Raw genomic sequence first — 21,504 nt, 5'->3', positions numbered from 1 at the left:
ACCATCTTAATAGGCCACAGTTAGCCCATCTGAACAAACGCTGTATACCATCTTAATAGGCCACGTGACTGCCGCTGTAAATACTGAAACGCACAAAAGCCGGAACTTCAAAAGTTCCAGCTTTCCAGGTAGCGGTTGATAGCATATATTTTTGACTACTTTCCATGCAATTTTGCAAGTTCTATTTTATCAACCCATTATCCGTAATAACCTAACCGGCGTGATAACTGTGCGGCCAGTCCTTTCATTTTTAATCCGACTTCAGTAATCCGCTCGTAGGTAATATTGTACCCGCTCACACTTATGGCGGCAATAACCTCGCCCATCCGGTCTCTTACGGGCGCCGAAGCGCAGCGCATGCCGACAACCGACTCCTCGTTATCCAAGGCATAGCCGTTCTCTCTGACCCGAGCCAGCTCCTGCAAGTATTCGTCCACCGATGTGATGGTTGTGCTTGTTTTCTTCTCAAAGCTGCAGTCAGCTAACAGAGTGATCGTTTTCTCTGCCGGCAGCCAAGCGGTGAGGGATTTTCCCAACGCCGTATTATAAATCTGCTTCCTCTGCCCGACCGCTCCAAACAAATACTTAAAATGATCAGGCTCCACGTTAACCAGGTATAAAACCGTTTGTCCGTCCAAGATCGCCAAGTGAGCCGTCATGCCTATTTCTTCGACTACCTGCATGAGCATCTGTTTTCCCTCATCAATCAATGATGTGGCGCCTGTGTAAACAGAGCCGAGCTCGAATGCTTTCGGTCCAATCATATACTTTTCCGTGTCCCGTACCTGCTCCAAGTACCCATGAAGCTGCAAGGTCAGCATCAGCCGGTGAACGACGCTCTTATGCAGGCCAAGACGCTTGGCAATTTCCGTAACTCCCATAGGACGGCGCTCCTCGATGAAGCTCTGCAAAATGGTTAACGCGCGGTCAACCGACTGGATCATAAAATAGGGGGCGTCTTTTGTTTTGCTCGATGAATCCGTCATAGAATCACCTGCTCCTGCCGATAGTTAATCAACAACAATAAACCACAACACGAACCACAACCACAATTAACCACAGACCGCTAACCAGCCAGGAACATTAGACTAAAAATGCTAACTACAGATTACCAGCTACAGACTATGAACCACTTACATTTTTAGGCGTGTGTAAAGATCTTACAACCGAATTAGGTCACAGAAAAGCTTGCCACAAGCTAAAAACCATGACAAGTGCTATTTCATTCCCGTCTCGGTTCGAAGGCTGCAACCCCGGGTTCAACCCTGACTAGATTGATCCCAAAATTATACACTATCGAGAGCGTTTTTTAAATACAGCTCCATCTCCTGCAAACATATTCAGAGCCATGCTCAGAACAAAAACAGAGCCATATTCCACTTGGATCAGTCAAGAAATATGGCTCTGAAGCATCGTCCTTATAATATGTTAAAGCATATAATTCTCACAAAATAAATGGCTGCAAACATATTAATTGCGGAACTCATACAGCCGTAGTTCATTGAGAACCGGCCAGCCCTCTGAAGCGGTAATTTCGACCTTGACATACCTCGCCTCTACCGCTGTGCCAAAATGATTAATGTCCAAACGCTCGCTATTATGTCGCGCCCCGGTGTAGGTTATGACTGGCGTCCAGCTGATTCCATCCAAGGATACAGAAACCGTGGCATCCTGGGCATAGTCTCGCGGCTTCAAGTTAACGCCAACCCCTGCCAGTTGTCTCACATTGTCCAGTTCAACCATGTAATAGGCTGGAGGAGGAGTATTGGAGTTTCGGGTAGCGGAGTCATAATAGCCCAGGCTGCCGTCTAATGGACCCGTAATGCTGAATCCTCCGGATGAATAGGTCAGATCGGTATCTATTTGTACCTCATTGTTCTGATAGAGGGATAACAGGTCAAGCGGCACAAGCGAAGGCTCCCCATACAAAGCAATCTCACTCAATGCGGCCTGCCCTGATGTTTGGGTAATTCTTACCCTTACCTCTTTAGCTTGCAGCCCCGGTTCAAATTCATGAATATCGAGAATTCCTTGTTCATGGACAACTTGATCGTAGGAGAACAAGGAGTGCCACTGTCCCTGGCTGTCTTTATACTCCACGACAGCGCTTTGCGGCCTGTTGAGCTGTGGCTTTAAATTAATGCCAATCGCATTCAAATTATAAGTATACGGCAGAATCAATGTGTAGTAGGATTCAGGCGGGTTAGGCACACGCCCCCAAGCAGCACGAGCCATGCTCGCTATCCCATCGATGGCTGCGGTCGGCTTGACGTGCTGCCTGCTAGGAGTGTTCGGATCTTCAAAATCCAGGTTCGTGTCTATTTGCACTAACCCCTCATTATACAAACCAAGCAGGTCGATACGGTCTTCACGCTTCTTAACCGTAACATCTTCAATGTCGATAAATTTCCCGCCAATAAAGCCCTTGGTGGAGTGTGCATCATAGAATACGATAAAGATACGTCCGTCCGGAAGCTCCACCGCACTAGGATAGGCCATATCCGTAGACCCCGGGCTCTTATAAATCAGTGCATCCTCCCAATCCTCCCAGTCGGTGCCTGGCTCCATTACTCTTCCTACTACCGCTCTGCCGCTGCTAAATTCGAATTTACGGTCACCCCACGTGTGGAGAACTGTTCCGTTGCTGAGAACAAGCAAATCCGAACAATGAGCGTACATGGTTGTTCTTTCTGCCGGAGTCCACGTATGACCATAATCGAACGACTCGGACATCCAGCCAATTCCATTATCGCTGCCGGAATAACTTCTATGCATGCTTATCAAGTGTCCGCTGCCTAGATCCGCGATAACCGGCTCAACAAAACCGATAGCTGGAAAAGGATTAGGCTGCGGAAGCGGTACCGGTTCAGCCATCGTTGATTCCTGCGAAGGATCCCAAGTCATTCCTCCGTCAGAGCTGCGCACAACAACAGAGCGATAAACACCTTGCTCTGAAGCATAAAATCCATAAATTGGAAGCAAAAGCTCACCTGTATCCAGTTCCACAATTTTAGAGGATACAGCAGCTTCCTCCAGGTTCGTCTGCACCTTGGATGGCGGACTCCATGTTAAGCCTTCGTCCGTGCTTCGCGAGACAAACACCTGATTTTTACCATTCTCCCGCATAAACCAGTTGAGAAGCAAGGTACCGTCAGACAACACAGTAATAGAAGGGTCACGATCATCCTCCGGAGTATCCATAATGATCCTTGGCTCCGACCAGGTCAGACCGTGATCGGTGCTTTCTACCATAGCTATTCTACCATCTGTGCCTTGATGAGCGGTTGCGTTGTAATAGACGACTAGCAGTTTCCCATTAGGCAGCTGTTCCATGGCCGGGAAATAAGTGTTGTAACCATCATCCGTTTTCGCAGCTACGATCACATCGGGCTCCCACGGATTCTGTACAGCAGCTGATGCAGATAAAGGAATCATCAAAAAAAGCATGCTTAATACCAATCCAACAGATACGACTTTTCGCATATAAAGCTCTCCTCCGTTTAAAAAATGTTGAAGGTATTCCACTGCCTAAAAATCGTGCTGTCTGCTCTTTGATGACTCCACTCCCCCGGGTGATACTTCTATTTTCTTTTCTGATCAGTAACCCGCCAATTCTCAAAAATAATATCTCAGTAGGCTATCACCCCCCATGGTGCCATTTTATATCCAGTTATGTAATCGCTTGCAATTAATAAATCCAATCCTGTTAAAATATGAAACTATGCAGTGCGGCTTTGAAAAAGCGTATGTATGGTGATGCAACTTTGAAAAATACGTCTGTATGCGATGTAATTTTAAAAACCACGGAGTATGTATTTGATGCAATCAATGTGATGCGATCAATATGATGCCATCATTCGCTGAAGTGGTATAAACCAAGCCGGAAAATTGAACGATGATGAATTCCAGCATAACGCCTCCTCAATAGTGTCTCTTATTATGAGACGGGGTGTCTTTATGAGGTACGTTTTTATTATATATCAATTAGTAAACTGCTGTAAATAAAAAATCATTGCTAATCCAACATGAATAATTTTTAGTTAGCATTCCATGCTTGACGGAATTGTGATTTCAGATCAACTGATTTAGCTTCCCTGTACGCAAAAAAAGACCGGTATTGACAAAGCTCTTGTCAATACCGGCCCTGCACAGGACTAATATTATTTCGGTTGAATATATCCTTCGGCTTTCAGCAGTTCCGCGATCAAAACAGCTCCCCCTGCAGCGCCTCTCAGTGTATTATGGGACAATCCAACAAATTTGTAATCAAACAAAGTATCTTCACGCAATCTTCCAGCGGTTATTCCCATGCCGCCCTCAATATCCCGGTCCAATTTGGTCTGTGGACGGTTATCTTCCTCAAAATAGGTAATAAACTGCTTCGGTGCGCTCGGCAATTCAAGCTCTTGCGGACGGCCTTTAAAGCTTTGCCAGCGCTCAAGAATGGCTTCCTTGGAAGGCTTGTTTTCGAATGATACCGCTACTGTTGCAAAGTGACCATCCGTAACAGGTACGCGAATACACTGCACGCTGATAAGCGGAGCACTGGCCTTTACAATCTGACCGTCGGCAACATGACCCCAGATGCGCAGCGGCTCCTGTTCACTTTTTTCCTCTTCCCCGCCAATATAAGGAATAATATTATCGAGCATTTCCGGCCAATCGGTAAAGTTCTTGCCGGCACCGGAAATCGCTTGATAAGTCGAAGTAAGAACCTTTGTCGGCTTAAAGTCCAGAAGAGCATGCAGCATAGGCACGTAGCTCTGAATCGAACAGTTTGGTTTCACGGCAATAAAACCAGTTGATGTCCCCAGACGTTTGCGTTGAGCGGCGATAACATCCAAATGCTGGGGGTTCAGCTCCGGAACTACCATCGGCACGTCCGGTGTCCAACGATGGGCAGAATTATTCGAGACAACCGGAGTTCCCGTTTTCGCATATGCTTCTTCTAATGCTTTAATTTCATCCTTATTCATATCAACGGCACAAAAGACAAAGTCTACCTCACTGGCCACTTTCTCCACGTCTGCAGCATTTTGCACCACAATCTGACGAACTGCCTGCGGAATCGATTCGGAAAGCTTCCATCTGTTTTGAACGGCTTCCTCATAAGTCTTCCCTGCAGAACTGCTGCTTGCTGCAATCGATGTCACTTCAAACCAGGGGTGCTGGTCAAGCAGCTGGACAAATCTTTGGCCAACCATACCGGTTCCGCCGACAATACCTACTTTTAAATTTGCTGTCATAGCAACCATCATCCTTTCTGGAAACTGTTGAAAATTCAAGAGACGTTTCTTCATTGCAAGCCCTGCTTAGCCATGGCACTTCTATGGCGGATGCCATTAAAAAAATCCCGCCCTAAGACATAGTCTTAAGGGACGAGATTGTATGCTCGTGGTACCACCCGAAATTCACCAGTATGTCACCATACCAGCCTCTTCAAGTACGGCATTAAGTCATAATGCTTATACTCTAGCTCTGTAACAGGAGCCCCTGTCGCACCATCCCTGCTAAATAATAAACCCTAGTTCCGATGCGCTGCTCTGAGTCTTTATTCAATAAAGGCGCCATTGCTCCTTCTCAGCTGCCGGAACTCTCTGTATATGGCAATCCCTTTATTTACTCGTCTCTTCGTAGCATTTGTTATGTTGCGTCTATGATATCAAAGATCTGCCTGAAGGTAAATACATATTTGCCAATTGAAACAAAATTGGGCCTGGCGCATAATTTTCATTAGCGGGAGGAAAACTACGAATTGCGCATTCCTTTATCATCTTCATTCACTTTAGCAGAAACCAACCAAACCAACCCCTACACCGCAAAAAGAGGAGCTTAATCAACCGCCGACACTGGATCATATTCTGTATCAACTACAAGATTGCGAAGACTTGACCCACACCTCTTACCCTACTCTAACATCAGGCCCCGAAGCCCGTTCAGTCAGTCAATCGGAGACGGAATCTGTGATTACAGGCCTTCCATTGATAATAAAACAAAAACGCCCCGCATAATGAGCAATCTCGGGTAATCACGTCTCAACCTCACGACCTTGTACAATATTCATCTAAAACACTGGCTGCAGGCCCTTAATAGCTTAAAGCCCTTGCATTTGTACGATTGTCACACAAATATTAGGTAATCCCCCTATAATCTCCTGAAATTGTACGATTTGTCATACTAATCTTGAGTAATTGCCCTTCAATCCCCTGAATTTGTATGACGTTTCATACAAATCACCGGTATTCGCCCGTCAACCCCATGCATTTGTACGACATTTCGTACAAAACGCAGGCAACAGCCCGCGCAGCCCTCGAACCCCGCCAACCTTGGCTAGGTTTTTCACACAAATCCAGAAAGACACAATCGAAAAAGTATAGATTATCGCCTACATGAAGGTTATACCCGTAATCGACTCGTAAATTGGGCTCAATACTTATTTTCCCCTTGAAAGATCCTAGCAGCTCATGCTGGAGCATAGGCGATTGATGGCATGGATCAAAAACTGGTAAGATGCCCGGTCAGTCCCTTCCATATTCCATGCCCCTGCATTGTTAAATCAGCTTCCCCTCTTTTTACCTGTTGCCTTTGCCTCAGCTCTTAAATAACGGACAAAAAAAAGTACCGCAAATAAAAAGAAATAAGACATGCGCTTAGCTGCTATACTTGAAATCAGCACCACCACAGCACCCTTGCATAAACCCCGCCATTCCGGTAATGAATCAAGTTACGGATTTACGAATGTCTTAAACTGACATCTCTGACCGTATCATGCTGCTGCTAGTGGGTGAAAAACGAATTAGTCAAAGGCTTATCTAAATGCAATCACTCAAAGGAGGTTTTTTTCTTGGCATTTCAGCTATGTCCCTACCTCTCCTTTAACGGAACGGCCAAGCAAGCCATTTCCTTCTATAAGGAGACCTTTAATGCAGAAATTGTGGAACTGATGACTTATGGCGATATGCCGGATGAATTACCCGTCGAATGGAAAGAATTGGTCGCCCATTCCCGTTTACGTATCCAAGGAACCGAACTTATGATTTCTGACTCGCCTAATCCCGTTCCCCAAGGAAAGCAAGTATCCATTTGCCTAACGTTTTCCTCCCTGGAGCAGTGTGAGCAGATTTATGAAGCATTGATCCAGGAAGGCACGGTCAATATGGCTTTGAAAGCCACCTCATTCAGTCCGGGCTATGCCGATGTGACGGATAAATTTGGCATCACCTTCCAGATCTCGACGGAAGCGGAGCTGTCCGCGTAATCGTTGTGGAGGCCGTGCCTATCAGATGAAATATTACTGTATATACACAAAAATCAAGCTGCAGCCATACAATGGTTACAGCTTGATTTTTTAGAATGATGGATGTCATTCCATTAATTCGCTGGCTTCGGATCCGCATCCTCTACCTCGGGATGGGTATCATGCTCGTCTGCAGGATGATCTTTGGATAAAAACCAGCCGGCAAGAGCAATAACAACCAGGACGAGATAGAAAGTAAGCTTCCAAGCCGTGCTGTGGGCGAAGCTTTCGGGAATGAACCCAAGGGACGGGTGTGATAAGGTATAAACCGCCAGCTTCACTCCTACCCACCCAACAATGACGAAAGCGGCAATTTCCAATCCCGGTTTCTTATGCAGCAGGTTGACGAACAGATTCGCGGCAAAACGCATAATGATCAAGCCAATAAAGCCTCCGAGGAATATGACGATAAAGTGGCCTCCATCCATCCCGCCAATATGGGGAAGGGGTGTTTCCGGCAGCACGACCGCCAGAGCGACAGCCGCCAGTATGGAATCCACTGCAAAGGCGATGTCGGCCAGCTCAACCTTAAGTACTGTCGCCCAAAACCCTGGTTCCTTGGTTTTATTTGCCACGGCTTTGGCCGCTTTCACGCGGGGAGTCGATTTATGGGCCACCACTTTACGAACTATGTGATTGATAGCGATAAACAATAAATAAAGCGCTCCGATCGCTTGAACCTGCCAAACACCTACAAGGAACGATATGGCAAACAAGGATAGCAAACGGAAAATAAAAGCTCCGGCCAACCCGTAAAATAAAGCTTTCTTTCTTGATTTCTCCGGCAAATGTTTAACCATAATGGCCAAAACCAGCGCGTTATCGGCAGCCAGCAGGCCTTCCAAAACAATTAGAACAAGCAGTACCCAACCGTACTCAAGCAAAACGGCTAATTCCATCGCAACTCCTCCTGTAAGCTAAATTTCTGCAGCATTTTGCTTATTAATGCGAATGCGAATTTTTCCGCAAGCGGCAGCAGATTATAGACAAAGGAACGCTGTTTTTATCTATACTTGCTGAATTAAACACCCGCCCGGATATATGCAAAATGCTAAAGTGCTGATCTATAAAAAAAGACCTTTACCTGTTTAAGTAAAGGTCACAAAAAAGAGACCTTTCCTGAACAGGCAAAGGTCTCGCTAACAACAGAATCGTTGCCAGTAAAGCCGGAGATTATCTCGTAATGACGACTTTACTGTCTTAAGCTACTCCCCTTCGGAGACAAAATCTATACTTAAATAATACCACTTATTGGCGAGAAGTTAAAGACATGCTTAAAAAATAATTCTTACATCGGGTGTAAAGATAGACAAGCTATAGTGATGAGTGCCGCTTTATTAATATCGCCATATGGTCATCATTTCATTTTGTCCAACGCTGTTCAACCTTAGGCTATCCAACTTTGACAGCGCCTATCCTTTACTTACCCATTAGCTGATGCTCTAAACAAAAAATCTCACCTATTTTTTAAAGACTGGCCCGGCGGATAAGCAGCAGAGAACACATCATGCAGATCAGCGTTAGAGGGATAGTCCATAATACAACGCTCAAAAAAGTTTGCTGAACGAACCACTCCGCAATAGGCCCCCACCAGCTGAATTCCACACTGGCATACCCGAGAACCGTAAGCCCCAGAAAACCGCATAAGCCGCAGATGACCAAGCTTTTAGCCCCAAACCGAAGGTATACGCTGCCGATCAACAATCCTGCGAAAAATACGAGCAGATAGATCAGAAATACGCTCAGGACATAAATCAGAAAACGGGTCAGAGCTGTGTCTCCGGCGAATTCATAAAAGAAGAAATAAAGTCCGCTCCCCCATCGATCAGACAGCTGTTCAAGCGCTCCCAACAGAGATACCAACACCGCAGTAACAGCGCTAATGATTAAGGAAGTCAGTAACGTCCCCTTAAAAAAATCAGTCCGCGTTGTTCCCAAGCCCAGGGCTAAAGGAAAGTTTTGCGGTATGACAATAATTCCCGAAACAAACATGTAAATGATGACAGAAATAATGCCGCCGGTATAAATGCTTTCATTTCTAACAATGATGCTGACAGCAAGGTTTACAACAAAGCTGGAAGCAAAAATGATTAAGGGGATATAGATCCAGCTCCAACGATTTTTCAAATGCATATGCATCACACTGATTGTACGGCTCATGAGGATACTCCCTCCTTATAGCTATCCGGATTTTGCTTGGTCAACAGAATGATCAGATCTTGTAATGACAGAGGAACGATTTCCAGAGACTGTTCAGCTGCCAGCTGTCTCATCTTAGGCAGCAGAGGCTGCAGCACGGTTGCCGTTATCAGCCCGCCAAACGGCTCATTATTAACCACATTCAGCCCCTCTACAAATTGTTCCACCTTGTCTTTAACGCCTGCTACTTTGAAGGCCTTATTGCGGAGTGATTCCGTATCGTCATCCAGCAGCAGCCGCCCTTGATCAATCAGAATAACATGCTCCAGCAAGCGGTTCACCTCATCAATCAAATGTGTGGATAACACAATTGTCCGCGGATTTTGCGAATAATCATGGAGCAGCTCGTCGTAGAACATGCTTCGTGCAACTGCGTCCAGCCCTAGATAAGGCTCATCAAAAATCGTTAACGGTGCGCGGCTTGCCAACCCAATAATGACGCCGACGGAAGACAGCATTCCTCTCGACAGTTTTTTTATGGCTCTTTTGCGCGGCAGGCGAAAAAGCTCAACTAGCTGATCAGCATACTTCGCATCCCAATTTTCAAAAAAGCTTGCTGCAACATCCAGAACATCCGCTACGTTAAAGTAATCGGGATATTTCTGACTTTCTTTGATAAAACAAACCTGACTTAACACTTTATTGTTTTCGTACGGGTGTTCGCCAAATAACTTAACCCCGCCACTCGTCGGGAACATCTGTGCGGTAAGCATCTGCATGATTGTTGTCTTCCCAGCACCATTGCGACCTAGCAGTCCGTAAATTTTGCCTTCCTCAAGCTTGAAGCTGACCGAATCAACAGCTTTGACCTGTTTGTAGTTTTTGCTTAATTGGTTCACTTCTGCAATGATTGTCATTGTCCTCTCTCTCCTTTCCTGATCAATTCAATCACTTGACCGGATGTTATTCCCAGTTTAGCTGCTTCCTGCAGCATCGGCTTTACATATTGCTCGTCAAATTGTTTCTTACGATCCTCAAGCAATCGTGACCGGGCTCCTGCAGCAACGAACATGCCGATTCCTCTTTTCTTATATAAAATTCCCTTATCTACCAACAGATTAACCCCCTTGGCGGCCGTAGCCGGATTAATGTTGTAATAGGCGGCAAACTGATTGGTCGATGGCACCTGATCTTCTTCCTTAAGAATCTCTTCAATGATATCATTCTCAACCCGGATAGCGATTTGGGCGAAGATCGGGCGGTCATCGTCAATAAAAAAGCTCATTTTTTCACCACCCTGCCATGCAATTTTTCAAGCGCCCTATAATCTCCGAGTCTATCCCCAAAGATCCATATGGCAAATTAACTAGTTCATTCGTTAAGTGGTTAGTTAGTGATGTAACTAACTATATAAGCATTCATTGTTTTTGTCAATCCTTAATCTGAATAAAACGCAGAATCGGGCGATATCCGGTTCTATGTAGGCTTGTCCAATATCGCTAACAGCAGCAAGCTGCAGCTCTATTGCATCCCCCTGCAGTAGCTTTTTACTGTCCACTGCTGCATCCTGCTAGGACCAGGCTAAGTCAATACGGCCCTAACCTGGCCCTATCTGTATAAGGGTTCAGCATTCCGGTTTTTCCAAAAGAATGCCTGCTCCACGCTGCTCCGCCTGACTCACGTAGTATTCTGCTAGACCAATGTCGAACACTCCAAGGCCCATCGGATTAAAAAATATCGTATCCTCTGCTTGAAATCGCTCTAAGCCCTTCTTCTCCCCTGCCAGTACATCCATCAAAGTGATAACATCCTGCTCCTGCAAACCGCACATCTTGTGCAGCAGTTCAATGTCCGTATTCTCACGGCATACTTCCCTCCAGTCATCCACAACGATTCCTTTTAACTGTACTACGCTATGGGGAAGGTAATCCCGTAAGGATACATTGAGCAGCAGCGAGCCTCTTTTCGGCTGTTCATCAATATAGCGGGCAGACGAAACCGTACAAGTCGCCACTACATCCATATCCCGGTAAGCCGATTGCCAGGAATTTGCAACCTTGGTTATCCTGCTGAGCGGTTCAGGAATCGCAGCTTTATCTATTCCCTGCAAATCGTATAGCGTTATCTGCTCTAATCTGTCCTTAAGCAGCGAGGATAGCATCGCCAGGTGCAATCTTCCGACCGGCCCCCATCCTATGATCCCAACTTTCAGCTTAGGCATCTTCCGAGTACGATCCCAAGCCTTCACCATCGCTCCGCTTACTGCTGCTGTACGGATAGCATTTAATAGCCCGCTGAAGATAAAGGCGGTAGGCTCCCCGGTATCTGGATGGTTAAGAATAATCGTATTGTTTGCACGCGGCAGACCATAAGTGACATTATCCGGGAAGCTGGCAATCCACTTAACTCCGGCCCGGCGAATATTGCCGCCCACATAGGCCGGCATAGCAATAATCCGATTATGCGAAGGGCCGAAACGCAGATACGGCTTCAGCGGATGCACACAATCTCCTGCTGCCTCCAGCTTCACGATCTCCTCAATTCTCTTCGTCAACAATTCCCAATTGATTCCCAGCTTGCGGATATGCTCGTCATGCAAATAGATCATAGCGTTCCCCCCACTTGGTAGAAAGGACGATCAAACCCGAGCTCTTGTTGAACCCATTGGTCGTCATAGATCGTGTTTAAATACCGTTCTCCCCGATCCGGCAGCAGGACAACACATTTCGCTCCAGACGGTATTCTATGCGCAAGCTTTTGCACAGCTGAAATAACGCCGCCGGAAGATGCTCCCGCCAAGATAGCTTCATGCCGCATCAAGTCCCGGCAGCCTTTTACACAATCCATATCCGTTACATATACCACCTGATCTGCGATATCCGGCTTATACTGCCTTGGAACAATTCCGGCCCCTAGGCCCGGCAGCTTGCGGGAACCTTTCGGGCCGCCAAAAATAACACTGCCTACAGCATCGACTGCTAAAAGCTGTGTGTCCCATCGTTGTTCCTCGATGTATTCGCGAATACCTCTAATCGTCCCGCAAGAGCTGACACCGCAAATCATGTAATCCGGCTGGCCAAGCTGGTGAGCAATCTCCGGCATCATCGTTTCCTTATGAGCTTTATAGTTATCCGGATTTTCGTACTGATTCGTCCAATACGAATCCGGAAAGCGCCTGAGCAGCTCCTGCACCCTTTGAATTCTAGCCGGCAAGTACTCTCCCGTATCCCGGTCGGGCAGCTGCACCAGCTCGAGCTCTCCCCCGAAACTCTCTATGATACGGCGGTGCTGCTTGGTTGTCCGCGGGTCAATTACACAAATAAAGCGCAGTTCCAAATAACAGCATAATTGGGCTAGACTAATGCCCAAATTGCCGGAGCTTGACTCAATCACGACCGTATTCTGTGTGATTTCTCCGCGGCGTATGGCTTCCTGAAGCATATACTTGGCCGGGCGGTCTTTGGCGCTGCCCGCTGGATTCATCCATTCGAGCTTTCCGTATACGGTAAACGAATACCCGGCAAATAGCTGCTTCAGTTCAACCAGCGGAGTTGAGCCTATCGTCGATGCAATACCACGGGTCAAATCCACCCGAATCATCCTTTCTTCCTTAACTAAGGACAATATTTAGGCTGCCGATTGACTTTGAAAAACTGTTAGGCAGCTTTCAGTGAACCATGTTGCAGGCCGTTGGTAGCGTGGTTGAGACTTGAGATCCGGTCGAGTACTGGTTGAGCTCCGACCGAGGACTGGTTGAAATCCGGTAGAAGGCTGTGAGACACAATGATGGTTGGTTGATAGTTGGTTGATGGGTGATGGGTGGTTTACGGTTGGTTGAGAGGCGGTTGACGGCTGGTGATGGTTGGTTGAAGGTTGGTTGAAGGTTGGTTAAAATGGGTTGAATGCTGTTTGAGTCGCGGTTGATGGCTGGTGGAAGGCTGCCTGAGGCACCTCGCAGACAGCTCCCAAACAGCTTCCAACATTTCTCGGTCACCCCGCTTGACCCCTCGCCGAATATGCGCAGGTCAATAGCGGCAAGCAGGATGCCGACTATAATCAACAGCCTCAACTTGACTCCTATATCGGCCTTGTTTTTTGACTACTCATAATGTATTTTCTTGTTCTTCACTGCACGGCTGTACATGGAATCGTTAAAATGGCCGCGGATGACCTGAATCGGCTCCAGTAAGCCTGCTCGTATCATCATTCCGATTTCCGGCAGACGCTCTTCCAATTCATTGCGGATTTGCTCGAGCACAGCATTTGTTGCCTTCGGATCATATATAGTTACAACCAGCACACGGTTTGCCATGCTCACCCGCACAATTGCCTCATTCAAATGCCGCAGCACTACGGTCTCGATATCATGAATACTGATTTTTTCACCATGCTTCAAATCAGGCCCTATCCGTTTCACGATGCATTTAAAGCTCTGCTGCCAGTTTCCATCTATTAGGATTGGCCGCAAATCACGAACGACATCATACGTGACATAGCGTATAACTGGAAACGCCTCTCGGACCGTTGATGTTAAAACCAGAACCCTCTCCTCCTTGTCCTCAAGTGAAGGAAGAGATTCCTCAATTTCTTCCGCGGACAGCCCTTCAGCCCACAGGCCTTCTGCAAACAAATATCGCTCATGCTTATGGCAATAGTAAGAAATGGTGCCCACCTCGATCGACCCGTACGTATCGACGATTTGCGTCTTATCTATACCCAGACGATTCGCGGCACTTTGTATCCAAGCATGGGTTGCAATTTCACCGACCAAAATCACTTTTTTAATTTGATAGTCTTGTGGATTAGGGGAAGCATGGAGGATACGATCAAGAATGGATGGCATCGTATACAATACATCAGGCTGGTATTCAGTTAAGCAGGCCACATGCTCCGCAATGGGCTGCTGAAAAGATATGGACTCCGCCTCCATCCCCAAGCAGCGAAATACATCAACGGCAGTTGCTGCCGCGTGCCCGGTTCCCATATCGGCTAGAGCTTTCCTGTAGGTGTCTGCTCCCAATATTTTTCTGAAAACATCCTGCTTGATTCGCAAGTACTCGTCTTCATCTCTTTGGGTGTAGTATATGGTTTTGCGATGACCGGAGCTTGTTCCCGACGTTTGATAGGTGTATAAATCATTGCGGCGGGCCAATGGATTGGAATCGTTGTAATAAAACTGCTCCAGCACTCCGCTTGTCACCAGGGGTAACGAAGAAAACGAAGGAGTCTCGTCTTTGTCCGAATTTCCGTTCTTCCCGCCCAGCCAAGGAAAGTGTCCTGGCATCAGCCGGTCTACGCGAAGCAAAGCTTGCCGCCAATTGACCCGCGGTTCCATCTTTCCCTCTTCCTTTCCATCATGGTTTTTTTATACTTTATGACCGTTAATGATAATCGTCCTGGGTATTCAAGCAAAAAGGCGTCCGGCCATTTCATCTCCATCTTCACTTCCATAGGATAGTAAGAGCAGTTTTTGAGTAGAAAGAGGAGCTTAGGAAAGGAAGTGAAATAGATGAACTCCTTCAAGCAGATGAAGCCTCTCAGAATGAGGAGCAAGCTTAAGAAAACCAGGATTCTACTTAAACAGCCGAAAATAGCACGGCATATTCCACTGACTGTGTCATTTAGCAATGGCAATCTACAATTCATGCTGAATCGTTACCGGATGGTCTATGTGAAGCCGGATCAAGGAGCTATGGGCGTAGGGGTGATGCGGGTTGAGAAGCATCAGGGGGGCTATCAGTATCAATATGGAACAAGAGTATACCGCTATTCTTCACTCTCCGCGCTTTGCCTGGCTTTGAGGGATCGAATGAAAGGCAGACGCTACCTCATTCAAAAAGGGATTCGCTTGCTTCGCTATAGACAACGCCCTTTTGACCTCAGGCTCATGGTGCAGAAAAATCCGGCCAGAAAATGGGAGCCTACCGGCATGTTTGGTCGTGTCGCCCATCCTCGCAAAGCGGTGACCAATGGCAGTCAGGGCGGCTCGATCTATTGCGCATCCCGACTTATTCGTTCCTATGCCGGTAAAGAGCAAACAAGACGACTGATCAAGCAAATGAAGCACATAGCACTGCTTACCGCACATCAGCTAGGCGGGGTTAATCGAACTCTGAACGAGCTGGGCCTAGATATTGCCCTGGATCGAAAGCTTAAGCCGTGGATACTGGAAGTTAACACACGTCCGGATATTTGTCCGTTCACTCTGCTTAAGGATAAAAGTCCCTTAAGAAAAATTATTGCTTATGGCAGATGGAATGGCAGACGCTACCGCCTTACATGCAAAAAGGCAAGGAGAGGAAATTAAACTCCATGTCCCGCGACGGGACCTAAGCAAATAATTTAACGGGATTAATGATTAATCCCGTTAAATTATTTGAATTCTTTTATTTTTTCACAGGTATCCAGGTATCCCTAGTCGTTAAAGCCTGCTGCCCCGCTTCCAGCAGCGCCATAATCTCCAAGGTTTCTTCCTTTGGCACCGGGGCTTCTCCTGTTTCAAAAAAGCGCAGGATAGCTTCTATCAGTCGTGGAAATATATCGGAGCATTGTGCGAAGAACATTCCTTCACCACTGCTTAATTGCAGCCCAATCTGAAAGGGGGCATTTGCCGTTTGGGACAAGCTTGCTTGCTTACCCTCAGGGTAGTCAATGACGAGCAGCCGGCTCTGTGAGCTGGACAAGCTTTTGACCTGCTGGGCTCCAACGCCCATCATCGTGACGATCATTTCCAGCTGGTGAACCGCATAATTAGCAAATTGACCGGGGCCTGATGTGGTGACAGCCTCCAGGCTTTCACGGTTTACCTGTTCATTCGGAAACGCTGCCAGCTCTGTCGCGAACCTGAGTGCGGAACTGGAAAATAACGGTGTCTTGTGCCTTTCGGCTAATTCGAACATCCGGATCCCAGCGGCCAGGTCTGGAGAGAATGTTTTGTCCATGTAGACCGGCTTGCCCGAACGGAGGGCTTCTTGGGCCAATCTTTCGTGATGTTCAGGGTGATCCGGTGAAAGAACGATAATAGCATCTGACTGCTGCACCAGTTCTTCGACACTGTCCAGCCACTGCACGTTTTGAGCTTCACACCAAGCTTTTGATGAAAGGCCGTCCTCCTTGTCTTTCTCCGCCCATGCAAAAGCCACATCCCATTCTAGACCATTGCCAGAGGCGCACTCCCGAATCCAATTGGGATAGTTATTCGCGTGCCATTCATCCAAATAGTAATCAATAAACCCTATTTTCTTCAATGATTTTCCTCCTTCTTCCAAAGCCAAGGAACTTTATCCGGCACTAAAAAGCAGTTATAAAAAGACTAATCCAGTCCCCTATACCATACTGAAAAAGCGATCCATAATCAATCTCCAAAGCAGTAAAACAGCCGCTTACATTACCTCAATGTGATAATTTAATTTTCTTCCGCTTTTTTTCGGGAACGGAAGCGGCGAACCTTCATAATATTTCCACATACTTTATCATCGCACCATCTTCGTGATTTATTTTTACTTTGGTCATAAAATACCCAACCGCAATTCTGATTGTGACATACCTTAACCCGTGTAGTGCCGTAATTGCATAACATGTCTGCAAAAGATTTGGCGACATGCCAAATCACCAAAAACCACCCTTTTTCACTATAACTGTACTCAAGGGCAAATTCGTTGTTTTTATAATCCATCCGGATATATGTGGACATGTCTTCCAGTATGTTGTTCACCTCATGAAGCTGGTTTCTCTGTAGTTCATCACCGTTACTCAATTTGGATACGATAGCATACATTTGCTTGCGCAATGCCTTTAGCTTTTTTAGAGAAACCGTATCTATTGGTGAAGAAGCCTCTAGCTTCCATTTCTGTAAAAGCTCATTTAACCATTTTTCATCGTCCAACATATCCCTTACATTTTCAGCATTCTGCCAGTCAACCCTGTTACTATTCATAATGTCTATACAAAGAAACTCCATCATCTCACCCTTCTGATTTTTGCAAATCGTTATTTGCTGAATTTCTATGCCATTTGATAATTCCGTAGATATTTATGAAAAGGAAGCCCACCGAAGCGCAAAACATCATAAATGCACCTTCTCCATTGCTGAGCAAAACCAAAGTCCATATGATTAAATCTAAAACGTTATTGACTAGCCACAGCCAAAACGCTTCCTGGTATCGCATAATCATCAATATAACGCCGAATAAATTGATACAGTTTGTACTTGCATCCAAGTAAGATAACTGCTGATTCGGAATTAAACTCAATAGATAGCCGAGAATAAAGCTGCACACAATACTTAAGACAATTATAGAAAGTGCTGTTTTCAAAGTAAATCTTCTTGCGGTAACCGTGTTATCCGCATTCAATTGCTTCTTCCATGAAAAAAAGCCTATTATTTGAAGCGGCGCAAATAGGAATGTGTAAAAAAATAAAATTCCATGCAAATGATTTTTGTACGCTACATAAGCCATTAAAAGGTAATTGATCAAGCCTAAAATGTAGTTAATTCGTTTTCCTTCACTTGCATAAAATGCACCGATCAAACCTGTAGCAAGTATGGTACCCCCAATCCATAAATCATTAGATAAATAACCAAAAATGATGGAAAACGCAATACACAAAGTTGTGATTGCTATCTCCTTTTTGCTTTTTATTGTAGAAACAATTTTATTTGCAAACATCATGCAGCCCCCTGTACACTTTCCCACAGAGTAAATTAATCAGTTATTGAAGTGGATTGACCTGATTTATAAAGGTATCATACTGCATGTAACCACCTTTGTCAATTATGGTAGTTACACCGAAACAAAGAGAGGGAACGGCAGCGAGGACATAGTTGTTCATCCGTCAAGTTGTCCCGTGGTTATGAGGCTTTTCCGGCTAATTTTGTTTTGATTATGCTCGTAATTAGTCGAAAAGAAGTAAAAAACACCTTTTAAGGAAAGTTCCAAAAAGGTGTCGAATAAAAATGAGTGCGCGTTACACCCAAAAGTTCCTGTATTTTATTAATGGTTTGTTACAGAACATTTTCTTATAATCACTCATTGACCGAGGCTCCCTGATTTAGTGTTTCATACTTCTTTGCGCCCGCGCTACAATTCGCTTTGTCTCATTGTTGTCTGACACTTCCATCCATGTGCGGCATACTTGGACAACCCAATCCGGTCGTGATTTGGCTGCGTCATTCAGCCAATTCGCAACAGAATCTTGAACATATTTAGATGGATCAGCTTTCAATGGCTCCAACAGGGGGAGCCCCCATTCCGGATTGTCCTTCAGATCCGCAATATGTTTGGCCCAAACGCCGCGCGGCCGAGTCAGTTCTACGGCGAATCGCCGAAGATTAGCATCCGATTCCCGTACCCAACTGCTTAGCAGGCTAATAGCTAACTGCAGCTGCTGCGAAACGGAATCACGGACCGCCATCCAAGCGATTTCCCGCACACCAAAGTGGTGATCCGCAGCAAATGGACGAATGGCTGCCAGCTTCTGTTCAAGCTCTGAAGGGTCCAACCCAACAACGAAAGCTGCCCAGCAGCGCACACTGTCCGATCGGTGAGCCGCTAATCGCTCGAACAGCTCCCCCTGATCCTGGTCAGTCTGTAGGCGGATTAGCTTGAACCATTCGCCCGCAATGGCGGGGATTACTTTCATCGTCGATTGCCTCTTTATTTGTTCCAGCACAGATAGCATCGCATCAGCATGCTGCAACATCTCATATTCTGCTAGAACGTGCCTAAGCAACTCTAAATGGTCTACTGCCAACCATTCGGTCAGGTTGGCACTTTCTATTCGTCCACTGTTTAATAATCCGATCACATCGGGAAGAATGTCGTTGGCTGTGCGAGCTCCTTTCCGATTTAAAATAAAATCCGGAATTGAAATCTTGTCATTACTTTGCATGAGATAGAGCCCCCAATCATGATTACAAGCCTTATAGTGAGGCCAGCATCTCCAATACTTGCGAAGGCTCCAGCCTTCGTTTATAGTCAGCTTCGACATAAACCAGGCGAATAATGTTCCCGCGATCAATGACATAAGTTGCGGGAAGTGGAAGCTTCCAAGAAGAATTGCCATTATAATCGTCAAGCGAAATACCTATTTTCATCGATTTCACTCCTTTCGTCAATTTTCCTAATGATACGGGGTAGACGAAATGAAAAGATGTAATTTAGTTTACAAGTTGCTATCATTTAAGCAATTTTTGCTTTTGCACTGACACGAGAGCAGTACGGCAAATGGCCACAGTACGGAATCCGGTACGGATCATCCCAGCCTCCTTTAGTTCTTTTAGAGCCACGGACACAGCTTCTCTTGATGCTCCTACCAAGTGAGCGATCTCTTGATGGGAAATAAGCATATCAATTCGGCAGTAATCATTCCCCTCCTCCCGAACTCCGAACCGTTCGGAAAGTTCTGCCAGAACATGAATGATTTTATCATGCAGCTTTCCAATGGCCAGATTCTGGACGAGACTGCTCATGTAAGATAACCGTTCACTCATGGCTTTCATCATGTTCATCATGAATCGCGGACGTTGCATGAGGTAGCTCTCGAACCGCTCTTTGTCCATTACACATATGTCGCTTTCTTCAATTGTTTCAATAAATAGTCCCCGCGTACCCAATGAAATATCGCCCAACTCACCAAAGATGTTCCCTTCGCTCAGGATATCCAAAGTGAACTGCTTCCCCTCATGATTTAGTTGATAGAGGCGCACTCTTCCATTTTTCACAAAGTACAGCCCTTCAGTGAACGTTTCTGGTGTTTGAATGAACGTATGCTTAGGAAAAGTTGTGATCGAAGTCAATTCGTCCATAGTGATCAAATCTTCCCTGGAGAGTGAACGCAATAGGTTAAACTGCGACAAATATTGAATGCGATCCATCAATTGTTCCTCCCTTCCATGTTCCTATATTGAACGGATATAAGATCCGCTAGCGTGCTCTTTTACGACACTTTGTAAGTGAGGGGTTATTTTGCTATTTTAATATATGAGCAGGTTTAGCAAGTATCACGACCGACGGAATTGCTTATAGCATCAAAAAAGACAAAGCCATTGGATGTACAGCGTTGCTCCATCCCTTTGTAGCGGTGGTAAATTTACTCTTTTTAAAGCAGTTGAAGTTTGTTTTTTGGTCAGAAGACTCCTATTGCTGAATAGTCCATTTTAATGCATGATCTACAAATTTTTTAAAGGAATTATAATCTGCTCTATCCAGATCTGGATTTTTTTAAGTGATAAATGCAGCAACACTGAGTCAACAGATGGCTTCGGGTGGAAATCTACTCTTTGAAAATGATAAATAATCTTCATTTCCCAGTTTGTTTTAAGAAATAAAGAATTCCTGGTTTCATATGGAATTCCTAAAAACCTTTTCGCAGCACCTTTTTCTACCACAATCCATATATCAACCGGTGGCTTTTTTGCCTCTGTTAATTTTTCAATAATCCGTGTTGTGATGAAATATGGAATGTTGGCAAAAACTATGTAACTTCTCTCATTAGGTAATTGATATTTTAAAAAATCACCGTCAATTAGTTCAAGGTTATGGACAGCAGATAGTTTACTCTTGCGGGGAAACTCAAAGATTGCGTCCTTGTATCCCTCAAATATGTATATGGGCCGAGTTTTGGCATAACCAACCATCTAGATTGAAACTATCTCTCATAAAAATGTTTAATTTCTATATTAATAGGATTCCTGTTTCCTCTCCTCCTCTCTTGCTGCTCAGCTGTTTTTCGATAACAAACTAAATGCAGCCGTATTTTTCCACCTAATTTGCGTAATCTACCTTCCTATTAGGCTCTCATACCTTACCAGAGTTGTAAATCGTCATATACTAGATCAGTTCTATTAATAAGGAGGTTTGTACTTTGTCCAATCCGAATATTCCGAACATATCTCCGAACATAACGCTGACGCGGGATGATGTAGTGAACCTGTTGATGTCCTCCATCGCAATGGAGGAGTTGGGACTTGCCCACATCATCAATGCGGAAGGAGAGAAAATTCAATTTGCTTTAGGTACGCTTCAAGGAGCAAGCGGCCCCCCTGCCACCCTGCAAGAGGTACTCGT

Annotated in this window: 19 protein-coding genes and 1 pseudogene; 3 read left to right on the top strand and 17 right to left on the bottom strand. The window is 45.5% G+C overall.

Features of this window, described 5'->3' with window-relative positions; all coding sequences use genetic code 11:
• Nucleotides 1-197: 197 nt before the first annotated feature.
• The 3 genes from PSHG_RS00510 to asd all read right to left on the bottom strand — a co-directional run bounded on the left by PSHG_RS00510 (nt 198) and on the right by asd (nt 5,246).
• Nucleotides 198-986: an IclR family transcriptional regulator gene (locus PSHG_RS00510; protein WP_010267891.1), complete on the bottom strand. Its 789-nt coding sequence runs from the start codon at nt 984-986 to the stop codon at nt 198-200.
• A gap of 484 nt (nt 987-1,470) precedes the next feature.
• On the bottom strand, nt 1,471-3,483 hold the full coding sequence (locus PSHG_RS00505; RefSeq protein WP_010267889.1) for an exo-alpha-sialidase: 2,013 nt from the start codon (nt 3,481-3,483) through the stop codon (nt 1,471-1,473).
• Nucleotides 3,484-4,160: 677 nt separating this feature from the next.
• Complete coding sequence (gene asd, locus PSHG_RS00495; protein ID WP_010267886.1) at nt 4,161-5,246, bottom strand: aspartate-semialdehyde dehydrogenase; 1,086 nt, start codon at nt 5,244-5,246, stop codon at nt 4,161-4,163.
• A 1,598-nt stretch (nt 5,247-6,844) separates the two neighbouring features.
• Between asd and PSHG_RS00490 the strand changes: the two genes are divergently transcribed.
• Nucleotides 6,845-7,258, top strand: coding sequence for a VOC family protein (locus PSHG_RS00490; RefSeq protein WP_010267884.1), 414 nt, complete (start codon nt 6,845-6,847; stop codon nt 7,256-7,258).
• 113 nt (nt 7,259-7,371) lie between these two features.
• On the opposite strand, the gene PSHG_RS00485 is transcribed toward PSHG_RS00490, so the two are convergent.
• From PSHG_RS00485 to PSHG_RS00450, 7 genes are all read right to left on the bottom strand, one after another.
• A complete protein-coding gene (locus PSHG_RS00485; RefSeq protein WP_010267881.1) occupies nt 7,372-8,196 on the bottom strand; it encodes a TerC family protein in 825 nt (274 codons plus the stop codon).
• A 568-nt stretch (nt 8,197-8,764) separates the two neighbouring features.
• Nucleotides 8,765-9,457 carry a hypothetical protein gene (locus PSHG_RS00480; protein ID WP_010267877.1) on the bottom strand — a complete coding sequence of 231 codons (693 nt, stop codon included), beginning with the start codon at nt 9,455-9,457 and terminating at the stop codon, nt 8,765-8,767.
• Entirely contained in the window at nt 9,454-10,353 is a 900-nt protein-coding gene (locus PSHG_RS00475) for an ABC transporter ATP-binding protein (RefSeq protein ID WP_010267874.1), read from the bottom strand. Before PSHG_RS00475 ends, PSHG_RS00480 begins: the two co-directional genes overlap by 4 nt.
• Nucleotides 10,350-10,721, bottom strand: coding sequence for a GntR family transcriptional regulator (locus PSHG_RS00470; protein ID WP_010267869.1), 372 nt, complete (start codon nt 10,719-10,721; stop codon nt 10,350-10,352). The genes PSHG_RS00475 and PSHG_RS00470 overlap by 4 nt, the downstream gene beginning before the upstream one ends.
• Nucleotides 10,722-11,060: 339 nt before the next feature.
• The gene (locus tag PSHG_RS00460; protein ID WP_010267868.1) at nt 11,061-12,044 is read right to left on the bottom strand and encodes an ornithine cyclodeaminase; all 984 of its coding nucleotides are present in this window, start codon (nt 12,042-12,044) and stop codon (nt 11,061-11,063) included.
• Nucleotides 12,041-13,036 (bottom strand): 2,3-diaminopropionate biosynthesis protein SbnA, encoded by a 996-nt coding sequence (gene sbnA, locus PSHG_RS26195; protein ID WP_010267867.1) that lies wholly within the window; start codon nt 13,034-13,036, stop codon nt 12,041-12,043. The genes PSHG_RS00460 and sbnA overlap by 4 nt, the downstream gene beginning before the upstream one ends.
• Nucleotides 13,037-13,535: 499 nt before the next feature.
• Nucleotides 13,536-14,771: an AMP-binding protein gene (locus PSHG_RS00450; RefSeq protein WP_010267866.1), complete on the bottom strand. Its 1,236-nt coding sequence runs from the start codon at nt 14,769-14,771 to the stop codon at nt 13,536-13,538.
• A 174-nt stretch (nt 14,772-14,945) separates the two neighbouring features.
• On the opposite strand from PSHG_RS00450, the gene PSHG_RS00445 reads away from it, so the two are divergent.
• Nucleotides 14,946-15,743 carry a YheC/YheD family protein gene (locus PSHG_RS00445; protein ID WP_010267864.1) on the top strand — a complete coding sequence of 266 codons (798 nt, stop codon included), beginning with the start codon at nt 14,946-14,948 and terminating at the stop codon, nt 15,741-15,743.
• 79 nt (nt 15,744-15,822) lie between these two features.
• On the opposite strand, the gene PSHG_RS00440 is transcribed toward PSHG_RS00445, so the two are convergent.
• The 7 genes from PSHG_RS00440 to PSHG_RS26190 form a co-directional block, all read right to left on the bottom strand.
• The gene (locus PSHG_RS00440; RefSeq protein WP_010267860.1) at nt 15,823-16,683 is read right to left on the bottom strand and encodes a Gfo/Idh/MocA family protein; all 861 of its coding nucleotides are present in this window, start codon (nt 16,681-16,683) and stop codon (nt 15,823-15,825) included.
• 158 nt (nt 16,684-16,841) lie between these two features.
• On the bottom strand, nt 16,842-17,399 hold the full coding sequence (locus tag PSHG_RS00435) for a CGNR zinc finger domain-containing protein (RefSeq protein WP_042121035.1): 558 nt from the start codon (nt 17,397-17,399) through the stop codon (nt 16,842-16,844).
• 1 nt (nt 17,400) lies between these two features.
• Nucleotides 17,401-18,108 carry a nicotinamide riboside transporter PnuC gene (gene pnuC, locus PSHG_RS00430; RefSeq protein WP_081505017.1) on the bottom strand — a complete coding sequence of 236 codons (708 nt, stop codon included), beginning with the start codon at nt 18,106-18,108 and terminating at the stop codon, nt 17,401-17,403.
• 379 nt (nt 18,109-18,487) lie between these two features.
• On the bottom strand, nt 18,488-19,327 hold the full coding sequence (locus PSHG_RS00425) for a DNA alkylation repair protein (protein WP_010267853.1): 840 nt from the start codon (nt 19,325-19,327) through the stop codon (nt 18,488-18,490).
• A 31-nt stretch (nt 19,328-19,358) separates the two neighbouring features.
• Nucleotides 19,359-19,532, bottom strand: coding sequence for a thioredoxin domain-containing protein (locus PSHG_RS00420; protein WP_010267851.1), 174 nt, complete (start codon nt 19,530-19,532; stop codon nt 19,359-19,361).
• Nucleotides 19,533-19,613: 81 nt separating this feature from the next.
• Complete coding sequence (locus tag PSHG_RS00415) at nt 19,614-20,312, bottom strand: Crp/Fnr family transcriptional regulator (protein WP_010267846.1); 699 nt, start codon at nt 20,310-20,312, stop codon at nt 19,614-19,616.
• Nucleotides 20,313-20,606: 294 nt separating this feature from the next.
• Nucleotides 20,607-21,074 carry an rRNA adenine N-6-methyltransferase family protein gene (locus PSHG_RS26190; RefSeq protein WP_010267842.1) on the bottom strand — a complete coding sequence of 156 codons (468 nt, stop codon included), beginning with the start codon at nt 21,072-21,074 and terminating at the stop codon, nt 20,607-20,609.
• 227 nt (nt 21,075-21,301) lie between these two features.
• Between PSHG_RS26190 and PSHG_RS00405 the strand changes: the two are divergent.
• A pseudogene (locus tag PSHG_RS00405) lies at nt 21,302-21,504 on the top strand (BclA C-terminal domain-containing protein); the annotation flags it as partial.

Source organism: Paenibacillus senegalensis JC66 (genome assembly GCF_000285515.1).
GTDB classification, from domain to species: domain Bacteria; phylum Bacillota; class Bacilli; order Paenibacillales; family NBRC-103111; genus Paenibacillus_L; species Paenibacillus_L senegalensis.
This window is presented reverse-complemented; position numbering and strand designations above follow the sequence as displayed.